Here is an 18,276-nt window from a genome sequence, read left to right on the forward strand (position 1 = left end):
TAGTTTGGATGGGCAGGAACAGTGAGTAACGCATTAGAAATAAAAGGAATTGCAAAGTCGTACGCGAGTTTGCGAGTTCTTGAAGAAGTGACATTCACTGTTCCTGCCGGCCAAGCGATTGGCATCGTCGGTCCAAACGGGGCCGGCAAGTCAACCTTGCTAAGCGTTATCAGTGGAACCGAAAAGGCATCCGCGGGCACTGTTCTTATAAATGGCCGCGACGTAACCTCGGTTGGTTCAGAAGATCGCACCAGAATGGGAATCGGTCGAACCTTTCAGATTCCTCGCCCATTCACCAACCTCACAGTTTTTGAAAACGCACTTTCGGGTGCGACCTTTGGTGCTGGCCTAAAGCGCAAAGCCGCCGAAGACAAAGCACTTGAAGCACTTGAAATTGCTGAAATGATGCAATACGCAAACACACCGGCCGGCCAGTTGCCGTTGCTAGCTCGCAAGCGTCTAGAACTTGCTCGAGCACTCGCAACAAACCCAAGCATTTTGCTCTTGGATGAAATCGCCGGTGGACTGACAGAGGCAGAATGCGACAGCTTGGTGCAGACCATTAGCCAACTTCGTGATTCAGGAATCACGATCGTTTGGATTGAGCACGTAGTGCAAGCCTTGACCGCGGTGGTTAGCCGTTTAGTTTGTTTAGCCTCTGGAACCTTGATTGCCGACGGCGACCCAAAGACAGTAATGCAGAGCCCAGAGGTTCTAGAGGTCTACCTAGGTGGAGGCATCAAATGAGCCTTTTGAAGATTGAAAGCATCAGCGCCGGCTATGGCGATGCACCCGCAGTGAGCGGGGTAAGTTTTTCGGTTGAGCCTGGCCAGCTGGTTGCCCTGGTTGGCGCCAACGGTGCCGGCAAATCAACCCTGTTGCGCGTTATTGCTGGTGCCCACAAAATTTGGGGCGGCTCTGTCAGCTTTCACGACCAAGACATAACCGCAACGCAAGATTTTGAGCGCGCTCGTCAAGGCATCTCGTTGGTGCCCGAAGGTCGCCGACTATTCGCCAGCCTCACAGTGAAAGAGAACCTAAACATGGGTGCGGCTGCGCGTCGCCCTGGGCTTTGGAACCTTGACTCCGTGGTTGAAGCCCTACCGATGATCAAGCCACTGCTTTCACGAAACGCTTCGAGACTTTCTGGTGGTCAACAACAGGCTGTAGCAATTGGCCGTGCCCTGATGTCGAACCCAGAGTTGCTTTTGCTCGACGAAGTGTCACTAGGTTTGGCACCAATCATCGTTGATGAAATTTATGAATCGCTAAGCACTGTTCGCAAATCTGGGCTTGGCGTAGTTTTGGTTGAACAAGACCTAAGCCGCACAATCAAAGTTGCCGACTACATCGTTTGCATGCTTGAGGGTCACAACGTTCTTGAAGGTGCGGCTGCAAAACTTAGCCGCGAGTCAATCACCGCAGCGTACTTTGGTCACTCGATTGAGAGCTTTGATGACGCAACTAAGAAAGGCGGCGCAACAAAGTGAACATTGTTAATGCGTTAATTCAGGGAGTTTTGCTTGGTGGCTTATTTGCTATCTCGGCACTTGGCTTGTCATTGGCTTTTGGTGTTCTAAAAGTTGTGAACTTGGCACACGGTCAAATCATGACTCTTGGTGCTTACTTCTCGGTGATGACTTTGACATCGCTTGGCATGGATGTTTGGCTCAGCATTTTGATTGTTGTGCCAGCAATGTTTGCAATTGGTTATGTGGTGCAGCGCACCATGTTGCAGCGCGCACTTCGAATGGGTGAACTTGCGCCTTTGATGATCACCTTCGGTTTCTCGGTGATCATTCCAAACGTGCTGATCAGCGTGTTCACAAACAACAAATTGCAGATTCCAATCGGTGACCTAGCCGTGGCCAGCATCCAAGTGAGTGACAGCATCAGCATCGGTGTAATGCCATTGCTAACCCTGGCAATCGCCGTGATTCTTATTGTGCTGTTGCAGCTATTCTTGGCTCGCACCCGACCTGGTCGAAACATGCGTGCTGCAGCCGACGACCCACAAACTTTGAGTTTGATGGGCGTGAACTACCGCAACGTTTATGCCATGGCCATGGGTCTGGCTTTTGCCCTTGCTGCCCTAGCCGGTGTGTTCTTTGGAATTCGCCAAGGCGGCGTGACCCCGTTTGACGGCCAACTAACCGTGTTGTTCGCCTTTGAAGCCGTGATCATTGGTGGCTTGGGTTCACCTTGGGGCACGTTGGCCGGCGGCATTGTTTTGGGTCTGGCCCAAACTGTTGCGGGTCTGTTTGGCCCAGAACTTCCACTGCTTGTGGGCAATCTAGTGTTCCTATTGGTACTAGTGCTTCGCCCAACAGGAATCGTTAAGAGCAAGGTTGCAAGCTGATGACTTCACAATTGAGTGCTGATTACAAAGTTGACCACTTTCAAAAGAAAGCCACCGTTGTTGGCCTAGTCGGTGCAGCGGTCTTTCTATTCGCAGCCGTTGCTCCTTACATCTTTGCTACGGATGTAACTTCGGCGTGGATCAAGCTCTTCTATTTGATTAGCTTGGCAACCACCTGGAACCTGCTTGCTGGTTATGCAGGCATGGTTTCGGTTGGTCAACAGGCATATATCGGTTTGGGCGCCTATGGCATATTTGTTTTCAATGACATGGGCCTTGACCCTTATTCGAGCGTGTTGGTTGCATCGGTTGCTGTGGGAATAATCGCATTTCCAATTTCATACGTAGCTTTCCGCTTGCGAGGCGGCTACTTCGCAATCGGCACCTGGGTGATTGCAGAAGCAACTCGCCAAATTGTGATTCGTTTTGATTCGCTTGGTTCAGGTCGTGGCCGCAGCATCACCACCTATACCGAAGATGCGATTTATCGAAACCTGTTTACCTATTGGGTTGCTCTGGCGATTATGGGCCTTGCAATTGTCGCGACTTTCTATTTGCTACGCAGCCGTTTGGGTGTGGCTTTGCAGAGCATTCGCGACAACGAAGTTGCGGCAAAATCGATGGGCATCAAAGTTAGCCAAACCAAGCGCATCGTATTTGTCGTTGCTGCCATGGGTGCAGCTGCTGCCGGCGGAATTATTTGCCTCCAGGGCCTAGGCGTTGCATCGCCAAACACTATCTTCGGTGTCAACTACTCAGCGTTCATGATCTTCATGGTTCTAATTGGTGGCATCGGAACAATTGAAGGCCCAATCATTGGCGCAATCATTTACTTCTTGATGGATTACTACTTCAGCCAAATGGGACTTTGGTACATGGTTGTCTTGGGTGTGTTGGCGATTCTCATCATGCTGTTCTTGCCTCGTGGCGTTTGGGGCGAAATCTCGCACCGATTCAATTTCAAAGTCTTTCCAGTTGGTCACCAGGTTCAGCCCCTTTTTCCTGGCATCAAGCTGAAGAAGAAATAAATAGGATTCAAACGGTCACCAGCCGTTTATGAAATAAAAGATAAAAGGAGAAACAAAATGGAGCTGCTAAATACGTCGGTGTGGACGGGCAAGATCTTTAATGGTGACTGGGTAGCTGGTGGCGGCGAGAACATTGATGTTCACGAACCGGCAACCGGTGAAGTGCTAACCACCGTTGGTATGGGCTCAGTAGGCGATGTGCTTCGTGCTTCAAAAGAAGCGGCCGAAGCTCAAAAAGCCTGGGCTAAAACAAAGCCTGAAGAACGTGCTGCAATTCTGCGCAAGGCTGGCGACCTATGGTACAAGTACGCCGACGAAGTCACTCACTGGGTTATTCGTGAGACTGGCGCTATTCCCCCAAAGGCTGGCCTCGAACAGCACATGGCTGCAGAGATTTGCTTCACTGCCTCAGGTCTTCCTGGCCACGCAATGGGTTCAGTGCTTCCTTCTAATGAAGAGCACTGGAGCTTTGCTCGTCGCATGCCAGCAGGTGTGGTTTCAATCATCTCTCCATTCAACTTTCCGTTGATATTGTCGATCAGATCAGTTGCACCTGCCCTAGCTTTGGGCAACGCGGTAATTCTTAAGCCAGACCCACGCACCGTTGTTTCGGGCGGCTATGCAATTGCCCGCGTATTCGAAGAAGCCGGCCTACCTAAGGGCTTGCTACACGTCATCCCTGGTGGTGCCGACATTGGCCAGGCTGTTGTGACTGCACCAGAGGTTCGCATCATCTCTTTCACCGGCTCAACCCAGGCTGGTCGTCACGTTGGTGAGTTGGCTTCAAAGCACCTAAAGCGAGTTCACCTAGAGCTCGGTGGCAACAACGCACTTATCGTTTTGCCTGGTGCCGACATTCAGAAGGCAGCCAGCGCAGCAGCATTCGGTGCATTCTTGCACCAAGGTCAAATTTGCATGGCTACTGGTCGCGTGATTGTTCACGAATCACTGCACGACGAGTTCGTTAAGGTGCTTGGCGAAAAGGCATCGCACTTGCCAGTTGGTAACCCAGCAACCGAGCAGGTTGCCCTGGGCCCAATCATCGATGAGAAGCAGCTAAAGCGCATCGACGGAATCATCCAGGAGTCGGTTGCCGAAGGAGCAACACTTGTTGCCGGCGGTACCTACGAAGGTCTGTTCTACCGCCCAACCGTGTTGGCAAACGTCACCAAGGAAATGGCTGCCTACTCTCAAGAAGTGTTTGGCCCGGTGGCTCCAGTCATCAAGTTCAGCACTATCGATGAGGCCATCGAAATCGCTTCAGACAACGAGTACGGTTTGTCTCTTGCGATTCTTGGTGAAGTTGGTTTGGCAATGAAGATTGCTGACTCAGTTCCTTCAGGCATCATCCACATCAACGAGCAGACTGTTGCCGACGAAGCCAACATTCCGTTCGGTGGTGTGGGTGCCTCAGGCAACGGTTCACGATTCGGTGGCGAGGCTAACATCGAAGCCTTCACCGAAACTCAGTGGTTGACAGTTCGCGCCGAGATTGCACCGTACCCGTTCTAGTCAAAAACAAATTAGCGGGGTCAACTTTTTCGTTGACCCCGCTAATTTTTTAAGCTTTTTTGTTAGTAAGCCAGCTGTTTCTGAAGCTGGTCAAGCACGATGTAGCAAGGCAAAACCTGCGCCACGGATGAATTCGGCTCGCGGCCTTCTTTGATTGCAGCAACGAATTCGCGGTCTTGGAGTTCGATTCCATTCATTGATACATCAACCATGGAAACATCAATTGGCTCTTCTTTGCCGGTGACTAGGTCGTCATAACGAGCAATGTATGTGCCGTTGTCACCGATGTATCTAAAGAAGGTACCAAGCGGCCCATCGTTGTTGAACGAAAGTGACAGTGTGCAGATTGCGCCATTCTCGGCCTGCAACTGAATCGACATATCCATGGCGATGCCGAGCTCTGGGTGCTTTGGCCCCTGCACCGCATTTGCCTTCACGATCTTTGAACCGGTTTGGTAGGCAAACAGGTCAACGGTGTGCGCGGCGTGGTGCCACAACAGGTGGTCTGTCCAAGAGCGTGGCTGACCGAGAGCATTCATGTTGGTGCGTCTAAAGAAGTAAGTCTGAACATCCATCTGCTGAATGTTGAACTCACCTTTTTGAATCATCTTGTGCAGGTATTGGTGTGATGGGTTGAAGCGACGTGTGTGCCCCGCCATTGCAATCAAACCGGTCTTCTGCTGCAGATCAACAATTTCTTGAACCCCGGCCAGGTTGTCGGCCATTGGAATTTCAACTTCAACGTGCTTGCCGGCATTCAGGGCCTGCAGGGTCTGGCTGTGGTGCATCTGCGTTGGGGTAGCAAGAATCACGCCGTCTAGATCTGGCTGCGCCAGCAACTCTGCGTAGTCAGTGAATGCACGCTCGGCGCCGTACTTAGCAGCCACTTCTTCGGCTACCGGCAGCTTCGAGTGCGCAACGTACTTTATGTTTGCATCTTCAATGTTTGCCAAAGCATCAAGGTGCTTGATACCAAAAGCGCCTAGGCCTACCACAGCGATGTTCACAGTCATTAGTTATCTTTCGGAGTAAGAATCAGGTGGCCCACCGAGGTGTTTGAAGCCGGCACGTGGTTGAAGCGGTGCACCTCGTTGACTTTATCGCCCAGCGCGCCACGCATGATGAGCCACATGATCAACTCGACGCCTTCAGAGCCGGCCTCAACCATGTATTCAAGGTGTGGCTTGTACTGCAGGGTCTCTGGGTCATTGATCAAGTCATCCATAAATTGAATATCCCAAGGCAGGTTGATCAAACCGGCACGCGCACCTTGAATCTGGTGACTCATGCCGCCGGTGCCCCAAATGTGAACCTTTAGGTCGCCATCAAATTGCTCCACGGCATCCTTGATTGCCTTGCCGAGTGAGAAACAACGCTCGCCTGATGGCTGCGGATTCATCACCACGTTGACTGGCAACGGAATGACTTTGGTTGGCCATTTATCTGGAGTGCCGTACATCAAAGAAAGCGGCACAGTCAACCCGTGGTCAACGTCGAGCTTGTTCAACACGGTCATGTCGAAGTCATCGAGAATCAACGAAGCCGCAAGGTGTGTGGCAAGTTCAGCGTGACCTTCAACCACCGGGATAGGTCGAGGGCCGTAACCTTCGTCGCAGATGTTGAACTTCTCGGCGATGCCCATTGCAAAGGTAGGCATGATGTCCATGCCAAAGTAAGAGGCGTGGTCGTTGTAAACGATGATTGCAACGTCTGCAGGGTTTTCAGCAATCCACTTTTTTGAGAACTCGTAGCCGTCAAACATCGGCTTCCAGTAGTCATCCTGTGTGCGGCCGCTGTCAACCGCGTGGCCCACTGCGGGCACGTGACTGGTTGCAATACCGGCTGTAATCTTAGCCATTATGCCTCTCCTCGTTCTTTCTTTGAACGCCAGCCATCAGGGCTACGTCCACCGGCAAGCATCATGGCTTGGTATTCCTGAACGTTCATGTCGGTCATGGTGCTAACCGCCTGAACATATGACAAACCTTCGGCGGCAAAAATCTTTGACAAGAAATAAACGTTGCCACCTAAATCGAGCATGCGCTGAAAATCACGATCGAGAACAGCTTTCTTCTGCTCTTCGGTCATCTCCCACTCGTCAAGATACTTGCGCTCATCGGCGTGAAAACGGTCACGGTTTTCTTGTGTGCGCAGGCTCATGCAAAACTCGTTGAGCTGAAAACCTTCACGCGCCTTTTCGATGGTGAAGATGGTGGTGCCCGGAATGTCCTTGAACTGATCGAAATTAGGTTTCATTCTTAACTCCAGTAGAGGTTGTTTGGATTCGTGACGAGTAGCTTTTCTTGCAGTGCTGCGGATGTTGCAATTGATGGAACATAGTCAACAAGGATGCCGTCATCGGGCACCTCTTTTTTCATGTTCGGGTGCGGCCAGTCGGTGCCCCAGAGCACGCGATCTGAAAATTCTTCAACGATAGCCTTGGCAAACGGCACCACGTCGGCATACAGCGGGGATCCCGAAACGGTTAGGCGGTCTGGGCAACTGACCTTGGCCCAAACATCATTTTCACGCATGAACTTTTGGAACAACTGAAAACCAGCGTCATCTAACGGCTTGGTGACATCTGGGCGGCCCATGTGGTCAACCACAATTGGCACCCCAAGCGAAGTAAAGAACTGCCACTTTTCAATTAGGTCGGCCGGCTCAAAATAAAGCACAACGTGCCAACCAAAAGGCTTGATCTTTTCGATGATGCCGCGGAAGTAGTCGTCTGGCTTTGGGTCAACCAGGCGCTTCACATAGTTGAAGCGAACACCGCGAACACCAAGGGCGTGCATGCGCTCAAGCTCGGCGTGAGTGACATCTGACTTTACGGTAACAACACCACGGGCTTTGTCGTTTGCGTGTTCAAGCACATCTAGCAACGCAGAGTTGTCGGCACCGTGACAAGTTGCCTGCACCACCACATTCTTTTCGAAACCCAAAAAATCGCGAAGTGCAAAAAGCTGCTCGCGGCTTGCGTCGCAAGGTGTGTACTTTCGCTCTGGTGCGAACGGAAAGACATCACCCGGACCAAACACGTGGCAGTGAGCATCTACAGCACCGGCTGGCACCTTGAAACTTGGCTTTGTTGGGTTGGCATCCCAGTCAAGCCAATCGGCGTCTTTGACAAACTTTGTGCTCATCGGCCGACCGCCTCAAGCTTTTTGTTTAGACGCGGGAACACCTTGCGGGTGTTGCCCTCGAAGATGCTCTTGCGCTCAGCCTCAGAAATCTTGGCGGCATCAATGTAGCGCTTGGTGTCGTCGAAGTACTGGCCGGTAGTTGGGTCGATGCCGCGAACCGCACCAATCATTTCTGAACCAAACAGAATGTTTTTGTTATCGATCACTTCGACCAACAGATTGATTCCCGGCTGGTGGTAAACGCAGGTGTCAAAGAAGACGTTGTTCATTAGGTGGCCATCTAGGCTTGGCTTCTTAAGCATGTCGGCCAAACCGCGGTAGCGACCCCAGTGATAAGGAACCGCGCCACCACCGTGAGGAATGATGAAGCGCAGCGTTGGGAAGTCCTTGAATAGATCGCCTTGAATTAACTGCATGAAAGCAGTGGTGTCGGCGTTCATGTAGTGCGCACCGGTGGCATGAAAGTTTTCATTGCAGCTGGCAGAAACGTGAATCATCGCTGGCACGTCGAGCTCAACCAGCTTTTCGTAAAGCGGGTACCAATACTTATCGGTAAGCGGCACGGTCTGCCACATGCCGCCGCTTGGGTCTGGGTTTAGATTGCAGCCGATGAAACCAAGTTCATTCACGCAACGCTCAAGTTCTGCAATCGACTCGGTCAAATCTGCACGCGGTGATTGCGGCAACTGACACACGCCAACAAAGGTTCCTGGAAAAAGATCAACCACACGCTTAATCAGGTTGTTGCAAGCAACCGTCCACTCTTTGCTGATGCGCTGGTCGCCTTCGTGGTGGCCCATCGCTGAGGCGCGTGGCGAAAAGATAGTGAGGTCAGAGCAGCGCTCGTTGATTAGCTTGAGCTGGTTTTCTTCGATTGATGCACGAATGATTTCATCTGAAATCACCGGATACTCCGGAGTGGGTTGGCCAGCTTTAAACGCGGCTAACTGATCGATGCGCCACTGATTGTGCAGCTCGGGCGCCGTTGTGTAGTGGCCGTGGCAGTCAATGATCATTTGTTCTCCCAAGTTGATTTAGGCACAAAAACACTGCCTTGCATAAGCATTCGCGCGGTTCGCAAAAGTGCAGATTTTGTAATTTTTAGCTCGGCCCCAGAGCTATCGACTTCCATTTGAACCGTGAAGAAGCCGGTTGGGTGTTCGACTTCAATGTCTTGTGCCCCACTGCCCGGTGCAACGCCTGTGATCTTTTGAGCAATACTGCCCTCAAGAATGCAGGCGGTAGCAACCGAAACAGCGCCAAGCACACCAATTGCCTCGTGAGCGCGGTGTGGAATAAAGGTGCGTGTGCTGATCAGCCCGCCATCTTTAGCCTTGGCCAAGAGCGACATCTTTGGCACTGTTTTGTTAGTGACATCGCCCAGGTTCATGAGTGGGCCAACCGCCAAGCGAATTGCCTCAACTTTGGAACGCAATTCTTGGTTGGCCTCGAGTTCAGCCGGAGTCTCGTAGCCGGTGATGCCAAAGTCGCTGGCATTCAAGCAAACCACCGGCATGCCGTTGTCGATGCAGGTGACCTCGACCCCATTCACAACATCCACCACGTTGCCGGTTGGCAAAAGTGCGCCGGTGCTTGAGCCGGCGACATCCTCGAAATTAATGTTTACCGATGCGTGCGTACCCGGCACACCATCGATGCGCGCATTGCCCTGATAGTTGACCAAGCCGTTTGGAGTTTCAACAAACGCAGTTGCCTTCGAATCGGTGTTGACCATAAAAATCGAAACCGGGGTCAGATCCCCGGTCGCAGCAACTAGACCCTTTTCAATAGCAAACGGGCCAACGCCAGCCAAGATATTGCCGCAGTTTTGTTGGTCACTAACTTCGGCTCTATCTGGCCAAACTTGCAAGAACAAATAGTCAACGTCAATGCCCTCGCGGTTTGACTTGCTAACCACTGCAACTTTGGAAGTTAGCGGGTGACCGCCACCCATGCCGTCAATTTCACGCTCATCGGGTGAACCCATCGCAGCAAGCAATACCTTGTCGCGGGTAGCTGTGTCGGCAGGCAAATCCGAGGCCAAAAAATATAAACCTTTGGATGTGCCACCGCGCATAACCGCGCAATCGATTGCTAACTGCGAGTTGGTCATTCTGAGTAGTCCTCGTAGACCAATCCCTTTTTAGCCAAAGCATCGCGCATGTTGTAAATGTCTAGACCTAGTTCACCTGATGCGAGTCGAGCACGCTTTGCAGTTTCGTTTGCTTCGCGGGCGCGTGCTTTTTCAAGCACCTCGGCCGCATCCTCGCGACGAACCACACAAACGCCATCAACATCGGCCACAATCACATCGCCCGGGCGAACTGCCTGGTTGGCAATCACGATTGGAACCTGCACGTTTCCCGGTGTCTCTTTAACCGTGCCCTGAGATGCAATCACCTTTGGCCAAACTGGAAAACCCATTTCGGTGAGAGTGGCAACATCGCGAACACCTGCGTCGATGATCAATCCGCGCACGCCGTGAGCCATCAGGCTCTCGGCAAGCAGGTCACCAAGGTAGCCATCGTCACACGGGCTGGTTGGCGTAACCACCAGGATGTCGCCTGGCTGGGCCTGCTCTACCGCCACGTGAATCGTCCAGTTGTCACCCGGCGCGACCTCACAGGTGAGTGCGTTGCCCGCGATTTTGGCCGGAAAGATTGGACGCAGTCGGTGGTCTAGTAGACCAATGCGACCCTGCGCTTCGTGCACTGTAGCAACACCCATCTCGGCCAAGCCATCAACAATGGCCAGGTCGGTGCGAGGGGTTCCACGAACTACTCTTGGCATTATTTTCCTAACGAATTCCTACGTAGTTTTCTGCAAGATTAGTCTGTAGTGCTTTGTTCTTGAATAGGTGCTTCAACTGCGATAGCTGCAATTGGTTGTCAAACTCGTCGCCCATGGTGTGCAACATGCTAGTCATCCACCATGAGAAGTGTGTCACGCGCCAGACGGTCTCTTTAGCGCGATCTTCGTAGGCATTCAAAAGGTTCGCATCGTTCTTCTTGAAGAAGTCAACTAGACCCTCGCCCAAGAAGCGCACGTCGTTAGCGGCAGAGTTCAAACCCTTTGCGCCAGTTGGCGGCACGATGTGGCCGGCGTCGCCAACCAAGAACAAACGTCCGTGCTTCAACTTTCCAGAAACGAACGAACGCATTGCAACAATGCTCTTTTCGGTGATTGGGCCAGTCTTTAGCTCCCAGCCATCAACCGCCATGCGCTTTGAAAGCTCTGACCAAATTCGGTCATCTGACCAGTTAGCGATGTCATCTTTAGGGTCAACCTGCAAATACAAGCGACTAACTTTGTCTGATCGCATCGAGTGCATTGCAAAACCATCTGGGTGGCGAGCATAAATCAACTCGTCGGTTGACGGCGCAACATCGGCCATCACACCAAGCCAGCCGAATGGATAAACGCGCTCGAAGCTGCCGACCTCAACGCCAGGGATTGACTTGCGAGAAGGACCCCAGAAGCCATCGCAACCTGCGATAACGGCACACTCGATTTTTTGTGCGTTGCCATCTTTGTCAACGAAAGTGACTGAAGGGTTCTCTGAGTCGGTGTTGTGCAGTTCTACGTTGGTTACTTCGTAGTGAATCTCTTGACCGGCGGCATCGCAAGCGTGATCTAGGTCACGCTGAATTTCGGTCTGACCATAAACCCAAACGGTGTAGCCAATTAGGTCTTTGAAGTTGATGTGCTTGCGCTCACCAGGAATCTGAAGGTAGATACCTTCGTGCTCAAGGCCCTCTTTCTTTAGGCGATCAGAAACGCCAATTTCTTCGAGAAGGTTTACCGCTTGGGTCTCCAATAGACCGGCACGAATACGAGATTCAACATAGTCACGTGATCGGTCTTCGATAACGATTGACTCGATGCCGTGCTTGGCTAGATAACGGTTGAGCATAAGTCCCGATGGGCCAGCTCCGATGATGGCTACTTGAGTTTTCATAGTCTTTAGAAAACACCAATATCGGAGGTCCCGCACAAATCCTTCCGGTGAGCGGAAGACCGTTATCGAAAGGTTATCTAAGGTGCGCTAAGGCTGCCTACACCGCTGAGAATCAACTTCTTTGAAAGCGCGCTAGCCGATACCTTTAGCACCGCAACCATTCGTTCAATGTCGCGGTTAGCCACCGGAGTCACTAATCCGAGGGCAGCAATCACTCGGTTGCCATAGCCGTAAATTGGCACCCCAATCGACGTGGCACCCATCGCCAGCTCCTCTTCTGAATGAGCAAACCCTTGGGTCTTGATTATTTTTAGTTGCTTCTTGAGGTCGGCCTCGTCGGTGATGGTCTTGGTGGTGTACTTATCCAAAGATTTGATTGCTGCATCTTGCAATTCTTTTGAGCCAAAGGCCATCAAAACTTTGCCCACTGCAGTGGCGTGCAAGGGCAAGCGCGCACCGGGCTTGCTCACTACTTCGAGAGTGCGCGAGCCGGCGATGCGCTCAACGATCAAACAACGCACTCCATCGAGTACACCAATCTGCACGGCGTCGTTGGCGATTTGATAAATGTCTTCCATGTAGGGCAACGCCACTTCGCGAAGGTCAGAGTGCAGCGAGGCAAGCAGCCCCAGGCGCCACATTTTGCTGCCAATTTCATAGGCCCCATCGGATGTTCGAATCAGTGCGCCTTGGGCGGTGAGTTCGTGAACCAACCGGTGCACGGTAGTTAGTGGAAGGCCTGATCGACGGGCGATTGCAGCAAGTGTTTGGTGGCGATGACTCGCGTCAAAGGCATCGAGCACCGAGAAGGCTCGGCCAGTCACCGACTTTTGATCTAGCTCTGCTTTGGCCACAGACCAATAATGGGCTTCCGAAGAGCGGAAGTCAATTGCACTGGCTTAATTGACGAGTGATTTGTCTTTTGGCAAAAACAGCGAAGTAATAAAGATGTAGCCGGCAAGCAAAACACCGAACCACAAAGTGATGTTGAGTGGAGCTAGCGATGAAACCCAACCAATGATTGCCGGGCCACCCAGCATGGCCGCGTAGCAAAGACCAAAAACCATTGCCATGTTTCGACCCGAGTGTGACTCTTCACCAACACCCGCCGAGTAGGCAAAGATCTGCGGCACCACCGCGGATATTCCGAGGCCGGCCACCAGCCATCCGATGATTGAAATTTCGAAAACGGTTTGCGAGATTGCAAAACCAACACCCACTGCCGCAATTGCAGCGCCGTAGCGAATCACTGGAATTCGACCGAGCTTGCCAACGACTTTGTCAGCTAAGAATCTGAAGCCTGCCATCGCCGCTGAGAAAACCGTCACCGAAATAGCAGCTTGCGATGCTGACACATTGAGAATGCCAACCCCAAACAACGCAGACCAGTCGAGTCCGATGCCTTCGATGAGCGCGCCCGAACCCGCCATGATGCCAAGTGCAACAACGAGTTTTAGGTAAGGGCGATTCGCTGCATTTTGAAGTTTGGCTTGCGCCTTGAGTTCTTGCTTGCTTTGTTTGGCTACCTCGGATTGCTGCGACTGCACCTTTGGCAGGAACCAGTTGTTGGCAACGGCAACCATGATTAGCCCGAGCGCGCCGATTGCCGAAAGCGTGACGACCATTGGCCACCCGGCGGCAAGTGCAGCGCCGCCTAGTGTGGCACCAATTACACAACCAATAGACCAATACGCGTGAAAGGCGCTGAAGATAGGTCGGTTGTAGCGTTTTTCAAGCTCTACCGCTTGAGCGTTCATCGACACATCGGTGGCACTCAGAAAAAATCCGAACACAAATAGCGCAGCGCACAGTGTGTAAACGTTTGTGGCCAGGCCAGGCAGAATCACCGCCACAGATGTGCAGATGCCTGCCAAAACGGTGCCAAATTTGCTGCCACGTTTGTCAACAATGTGACCCATGAACTGCATAGAGGTCACAGCGCCAAGACCGAGCATCATGATGACCCAGCCCACTTGGGCATTTGAAAGATCAAAACGCTCTTTCACAACTGGAATATGCACAGCCCATGCTGTTGTTGCCGCACCCGTGAAGACAAAGAAGAATGTCACGGCTAGGCGGGCACGAACATCCGCGGTGAATTTGTTCATTTTGAAAGCCTACCCAGAATGCAAAAACCCCAGCCTCGCGACTGGGGTTTTAAGCTTGGCGAAGAATTACTTCTTTTTGCCTTTCTTCTTCAGCACTACAGCCTGGGCTGCGATTACTGTCTTGCCGTTGAAAGTAACTGATGGTGAACCATATAGTTCGTAGCCATTAGCCAACTTGGCTGATACGCGCTCGCAGAAGGTTGAGTCGTCTGGGCCGGTAACTAGTGAATAGGCGCGAGGTGCCGCTGGCTTGGCCTTGACAACCTTTGGTGTTACCTTAGCTGCGGGCTTGGTTGCTGGCTTAGCTGCTGGCTTTGCAGCAACTTTTGCGGCTGGCTTAGCTGCTGGCTTGGCAGCCTTCTTAACTGCAGGCTTCGCTGCTGTGTTTGGTGTTGTAGTCATATGTACATATTCCCAGCGGTTTGGAAACTATGTGAACACCGCAGGTTGTTTCTAGGTTAATTTTGGGTTCACTGGGTGAACAAGGCACGCAACTAAACTTTGACCAGAGGAGCCCAGTGATGACAAACAAAATTGCAGCAAAGCTGGCCGACGGTCGAGACATTTTCTATTTCGATGATTCGAATTCGGCCCTGCCACAAGCCCGCAAGTCCGATCAGCGTGAATTGCCACCGCGCCCTGAGGTTGCACAAATGCGCTTGGACTCACTAACCGGTGAATGGATTTCGGTTGCTGCGGCTCGCCACAATCGTGCTTTTTTGCCACCAGCTCATGAGTGCCCACTCTGCCCAACCAACGAAGACAATCTTTCAGAAGTGCCCGACAATTTTGATGTTGCGGTGTTTGAGAATAAGAGCCCTTCTTTTGGCCCAGACCTGTTGCCAGCGGATGACGAGAAATATTCAGTTGTAGATAATCTTGAACTAGGCAGCACGCGCGCATCCGTTGGTCGATGCGAGGTTGTGGTCTTCAGCCCGGAGCACCTTGGTTCACTAGGGCAAATGCCGGTGAGTCGAGTGCGAACCGTGATCGAAGCTTGGGCCGACCGAACTAATGACCTTCAGTCGCTGCCAGGCGTGCGTCAGGTGTTTCCGTTTGAAAACCGCGGTCAAGAAATTGGTGTGACCCTGCACCACCCGCACGGTCAAATTTATTCTTACCCTTATGTCACGCCACGAACTTCTAAGTTGTTGGCTTCAATCGCCAAATTTGGTGACGACCTGTTTGAGAAAACCTTGCAGTTTGAAAAAGCAAGTGAACGAGTGTTGATCGCCGGTGAGCACTTCACCGCTTATGTTCCGTTCGCCGGTCGTTGGCCAATTGAGATTCACCTTTTGCCACATCGCCACGTGCAGCACTTTGGGCAATTATCCGAGGCTGAAAAAGACGAACTAGCCAGCATCTACCACCAACTGTTGAATGCTTTGGATCGCATCTACGACACCCCTACGCCATACATCTCGGCTTGGCACCAAGCACCTTTGGTTGCTGGTGGAGAAAATGTGCGTTTGCAGTTGCAGATCACTTCGCCTCGCCGTGCCGCCGACAAACTCAAGTACCTTGCTGGCTCTGAATCGGCAATGGGCGCATTCATCGCCGACTTTGCACCAGAGGTTGCCGCCAAAATGATTCGTGAGGTTCTGTAATGACCGATTCGTTAATTCGCAAAGCTGCCGCCGACTTTGAAGCCAAATTTGGTTATGCACCAACCGGCGTTTGGTCGGCTCCCGGGCGCGTGAACCTGATTGGTGAGCACACCGATTACAACCAGGGTTACGTGTTTCCATTTGCAATCAACCGCCACACATTTGCGGCAATTGCCCTGCGTGAAGACAACCTGGTGCGCGTGGGCTCAAGCTTTTCACCAACCTTGCACGAGGTTCCGCTCGACTCAATCACCCGCGACGATAAAAACGACTGGGCGGCCTACCCATTTGGCGTGGCTTGGGCAATTGCAAAGCTGTCTGAAGTGGCGGGCTCCGGTTTTGATTGCTACATCGAATCCGATGTGCCGGTTGGTGCTGGGCTCTCGTCATCGGCCGCAATCGAATGCGCAGTTGGCGTTGCATTAAACGAGTTGTGGAACGCTGGCCTCGATAAAAAGACGTTGGCCAAAGCTGGCCAGCTTGCCGAAAATGAAATTGTTGGTGCACCGACCGGAATCATGGATCAATCGGCATCCTTGCTGGGTGAGGCAGATCACGGTGTGTTCTTGGATTGCCGAAACCTTGAATCTCAGGTTATCGACCTAGGTTTCGCCAAGGCCGGACTTGAACTTTTGATTATCGACACCAAGGTTGCCCACCGTCACGCCGATGGTGGTTATGCATCGCGTCGTGCAGCCTGCGAAGCGGGTGCTGCGGCAATGGGGGTTTCTAGCCTGCGCGAACTCAACGAATCGAATTTGCCAAAGGCTCACGATTTGCTAGACAACACAACCTTTAGAAGAGTGCGTCACGTAATCACCGAGAACCAGCGAGTGCTCGACACCGTGCGAACCTTGCGCGAGCAAGGCCCGGGCGCAATTGGTGCGTTGCTTTACGCATCACACGAATCAATGCGTGACGACTTTGAAATTTCGGTTGACGAGCTTGATACAGCCGTTGAAACGGCTATGCGGCATGGTGCCTTTGGCGCACGAATGACCGGTGGCGGTTTTGGTGGTGCTGCAATTGCTTTGGCGCCAACCGAAAGGATCAGTGAAATTTCTCTTTCGGTGATTGCCGAATTTGAAGCACTTGGATTTGCCAAGCCAGAGATCTTTGCGGTTTCGGCGGGCCCAGGCGCTCGCCGCGAAATCTAACTATTCGTTAGAAAGCGTTGCGCCACATCGGTAGAAGCCGGTGACCAAATTGTCGATTGCTGTCTTGGTTGCATCAGACACATTGCCGAGGGCGTAAACCGCAAACACCATGCTGGTGCCATCTTTAGCCTCAATGATTCCGGCCAGCGTGTAGCCGCGCTTGATCCAACCGGTCTTTGCATAAATGTGGCCGGTGGCATCTAGGTTGTCGCCCTTGAAGCGTGAAGCCAACGAACCAGACTCACCCGAAACAGGCAAGGTCTGTTTGATGGTTGAGAAAACACCCTGTGCTTCATAAACCAACTTATAAAGTTGCGCCATGTAGTTTGGCGAAACCGCATTGAAGTCACTCAATCCTGAGCCATCTTTAATAACCACACCGGTTGCATCAAGATTGGTTGGCTTTAGCGCAGATTTGAAAGCTGCGTTGATTGAAGAAAAAGACCCGTCAAAGCCTTGGTCGAGCGAAACCAATCGCGCCAAGAATTCTGCTTCAGTGTTGTCTGAAACTTGCATCATGTGGGTGATCCACTTGCTGACTGGCTGAGATGAAACACTTGTAAGTTGAGTTGCCCCGGATGGCATGGTGCCCACCGTGACCGTTGCACTTGCCGCCGATGCACCAAGCGCTTGCTTGAACCACTTGCCTGCGTTTTGCACTGGCGAGGTAGTGCGCTGCGATGTTTCAGCAGTTGGGTTTAGGCGGTCACCATCAACCTGCAGTGCAGTCACTTCAGACATGTAACCCTGAGTTAGTTCGCTGCGCTCCCAAGATGATTCCCACGTTGGCCCAGCAAACAAAGTGCTGTCCAAAATAATGTTGGTGATTGGCGTGCTGCCCATTTTCTTGTTTACATTCAATGCCAAAGTTGAAAGCTTTGGCGCATCGCGATAAATCGACTGCTTGCCAACTGCGGTGCGCGACAAAGTTGGGTCACCCGCACCAACCAAAATGATTGTGCCTGGGTCGGTTGGGTCTTGGTAAACGCGAGTCTCAACTCGGTAGTTTGGGCCAAGGCTCAACAACGCAGCCGCAGCGGTAAGTGTCTTCATGGTTGAAGCAGTTGCTGCTGGGGCCGAAGCGTTGCGATCAAACAAAACTTCGTTGGTCTTAGCGTCGATAACCACTGCCGAAAGGTTGCCAAGTTTGGTGTCGGCCGCCTGAGTTGCAACCGAGCAAGTGCGAACCGAGGTTGAACTTGGGCTAGGCGAAGCGCTGTTGCTGCTAGTTGCAGTTGGGGTGTTGCTGCCATTGTTGGTTGGCAGGCCGGCACCAGAAATGCTGAATCCACCAATGATTAGAGCAAGCACACCGGCACCAATTAAGGCACCCTTTGCGGCGTCTTTCCAATAACCAAAACGACCGTTTGACTCAGACAATGAAGCTCCATTTCGCGCTAA

The 18,276-nt window shown here is 52.1% G+C and carries 18 protein-coding genes and 1 pseudogene; 7 read left to right on the top strand and 12 right to left on the bottom strand.

The window, feature by feature from the left end:
* The first annotated feature begins 21 nt into the window (after positions 1-21).
* Genes Q0L28_RS01360 through Q0L28_RS01380 form a run of 5 tightly spaced genes read left to right on the top strand, consistent with a single transcriptional unit; the run spans position 22 to position 4,899 of the window.
* Positions 22-747 carry an ABC transporter ATP-binding protein gene (locus Q0L28_RS01360; RefSeq protein WP_296630504.1) on the top strand — a complete coding sequence of 242 codons (726 nt, stop codon included), beginning with the start codon at positions 22-24 and terminating at the stop codon, positions 745-747.
* A complete protein-coding gene (locus Q0L28_RS01365) occupies positions 744-1,490 on the top strand; it encodes an ABC transporter ATP-binding protein (RefSeq protein WP_296630507.1) in 747 nt (248 codons plus the stop codon). The genes Q0L28_RS01360 and Q0L28_RS01365 overlap by 4 nt, the downstream gene beginning before the upstream one ends.
* On the top strand, positions 1,487-2,359 hold the full coding sequence (locus tag Q0L28_RS01370; RefSeq protein ID WP_296630510.1) for a branched-chain amino acid ABC transporter permease: 873 nt from the start codon (positions 1,487-1,489) through the stop codon (positions 2,357-2,359). Before Q0L28_RS01365 ends, Q0L28_RS01370 begins: the two co-directional genes overlap by 4 nt.
* On the top strand, positions 2,359-3,387 hold the full coding sequence (locus tag Q0L28_RS01375) for a branched-chain amino acid ABC transporter permease (RefSeq protein WP_296630512.1): 1,029 nt from the start codon (positions 2,359-2,361) through the stop codon (positions 3,385-3,387). Before Q0L28_RS01370 ends, Q0L28_RS01375 begins: the two co-directional genes overlap by 1 nt.
* A 57-nt stretch (positions 3,388-3,444) precedes the next feature.
* Positions 3,445-4,899 (top strand): benzaldehyde dehydrogenase, encoded by a 1,455-nt coding sequence (locus tag Q0L28_RS01380; RefSeq protein WP_296630515.1) that lies wholly within the window; start codon positions 3,445-3,447, stop codon positions 4,897-4,899.
* Positions 4,900-4,961: 62 nt separating this feature from the next.
* Here Q0L28_RS01380 and Q0L28_RS01385 read toward each other — a convergent pair whose 3' ends face one another.
* From Q0L28_RS01385 to Q0L28_RS01435, 11 genes and pseudogenes are all read right to left on the bottom strand, one after another.
* Entirely contained in the window at positions 4,962-5,912 is a 951-nt protein-coding gene (locus Q0L28_RS01385) for a Gfo/Idh/MocA family oxidoreductase (RefSeq protein ID WP_296630518.1), read from the bottom strand.
* A complete protein-coding gene (locus tag Q0L28_RS01390; protein ID WP_296630520.1) occupies positions 5,912-6,757 on the bottom strand; it encodes a class III extradiol dioxygenase subunit beta in 846 nt (281 codons plus the stop codon). Before Q0L28_RS01390 ends, Q0L28_RS01385 begins: the two co-directional genes overlap by 1 nt.
* Positions 6,757-7,155, bottom strand: coding sequence for a protocatechuate 4,5-dioxygenase subunit alpha (ligA, locus tag Q0L28_RS01395; protein WP_296630523.1), 399 nt, complete (start codon positions 7,153-7,155; stop codon positions 6,757-6,759). The genes Q0L28_RS01390 and ligA overlap by 1 nt, the downstream gene beginning before the upstream one ends.
* A 2-nt stretch (positions 7,156-7,157) precedes the next feature.
* Positions 7,158-8,045 carry an amidohydrolase family protein gene (locus tag Q0L28_RS01400; protein WP_296630525.1) on the bottom strand — a complete coding sequence of 296 codons (888 nt, stop codon included), beginning with the start codon at positions 8,043-8,045 and terminating at the stop codon, positions 7,158-7,160.
* Complete coding sequence (locus Q0L28_RS01405) at positions 8,042-9,061, bottom strand: amidohydrolase family protein (protein WP_296630527.1); 1,020 nt, start codon at positions 9,059-9,061, stop codon at positions 8,042-8,044. The genes Q0L28_RS01400 and Q0L28_RS01405 overlap by 4 nt, the downstream gene beginning before the upstream one ends.
* Complete coding sequence (locus Q0L28_RS01410) at positions 9,058-10,158, bottom strand: 4-oxalomesaconate tautomerase (RefSeq protein ID WP_296630530.1); 1,101 nt, start codon at positions 10,156-10,158, stop codon at positions 9,058-9,060. Before Q0L28_RS01410 ends, Q0L28_RS01405 begins: the two co-directional genes overlap by 4 nt.
* Positions 10,155-10,835 carry a 4-carboxy-4-hydroxy-2-oxoadipate aldolase/oxaloacetate decarboxylase gene (locus tag Q0L28_RS01415; protein ID WP_296630533.1) on the bottom strand — a complete coding sequence of 227 codons (681 nt, stop codon included), beginning with the start codon at positions 10,833-10,835 and terminating at the stop codon, positions 10,155-10,157. The genes Q0L28_RS01410 and Q0L28_RS01415 overlap by 4 nt, the downstream gene beginning before the upstream one ends.
* A 7-nt stretch (positions 10,836-10,842) precedes the next feature.
* Entirely contained in the window at positions 10,843-12,003 is a 1,161-nt protein-coding gene (locus Q0L28_RS01420) for a 4-hydroxybenzoate 3-monooxygenase (RefSeq protein WP_296630536.1), read from the bottom strand.
* Between the two features lie 77 nt (positions 12,004-12,080).
* Positions 12,081-12,857: an IclR family transcriptional regulator gene (locus Q0L28_RS01425; protein WP_296630540.1), complete on the bottom strand. Its 777-nt coding sequence runs from the start codon at positions 12,855-12,857 to the stop codon at positions 12,081-12,083.
* A 45-nt stretch (positions 12,858-12,902) separates the two neighbouring features.
* Positions 12,903-14,111: an MFS transporter gene (locus Q0L28_RS01430; protein ID WP_296630542.1), complete on the bottom strand. Its 1,209-nt coding sequence runs from the start codon at positions 14,109-14,111 to the stop codon at positions 12,903-12,905.
* Positions 14,112-14,177: 66 nt separating this feature from the next.
* A pseudogene (locus Q0L28_RS01435) lies at positions 14,178-14,345 on the bottom strand (DUF1737 domain-containing protein); the annotation flags it as partial.
* Between the two features lie 287 nt (positions 14,346-14,632).
* On the opposite strand from Q0L28_RS01435, the gene galT reads away from it, so the two are divergent.
* Positions 14,633-15,718 (top strand): galactose-1-phosphate uridylyltransferase, encoded by a 1,086-nt coding sequence (gene galT, locus Q0L28_RS01440; RefSeq protein WP_296630544.1) that lies wholly within the window; start codon positions 14,633-14,635, stop codon positions 15,716-15,718.
* On the top strand, positions 15,718-16,875 hold the full coding sequence (gene galK / locus Q0L28_RS01445; RefSeq protein ID WP_296630546.1) for a galactokinase: 1,158 nt from the start codon (positions 15,718-15,720) through the stop codon (positions 16,873-16,875). The genes galT and galK overlap by 1 nt, the downstream gene beginning before the upstream one ends.
* On the opposite strand, the gene dacB is transcribed toward galK, so the two are convergent.
* Positions 16,876-18,255 (bottom strand): D-alanyl-D-alanine carboxypeptidase/D-alanyl-D-alanine-endopeptidase, encoded by a 1,380-nt coding sequence (dacB, locus tag Q0L28_RS01450; protein WP_296630550.1) that lies wholly within the window; start codon positions 18,253-18,255, stop codon positions 16,876-16,878.
* Positions 18,256-18,276 lie beyond the last annotated feature (21 nt).

The sequence above is a fragment of the Rhodoluna sp. genome (assembly GCF_024639375.1).
GTDB lineage: Bacteria > Actinomycetota > Actinomycetes > Actinomycetales > Microbacteriaceae > Rhodoluna.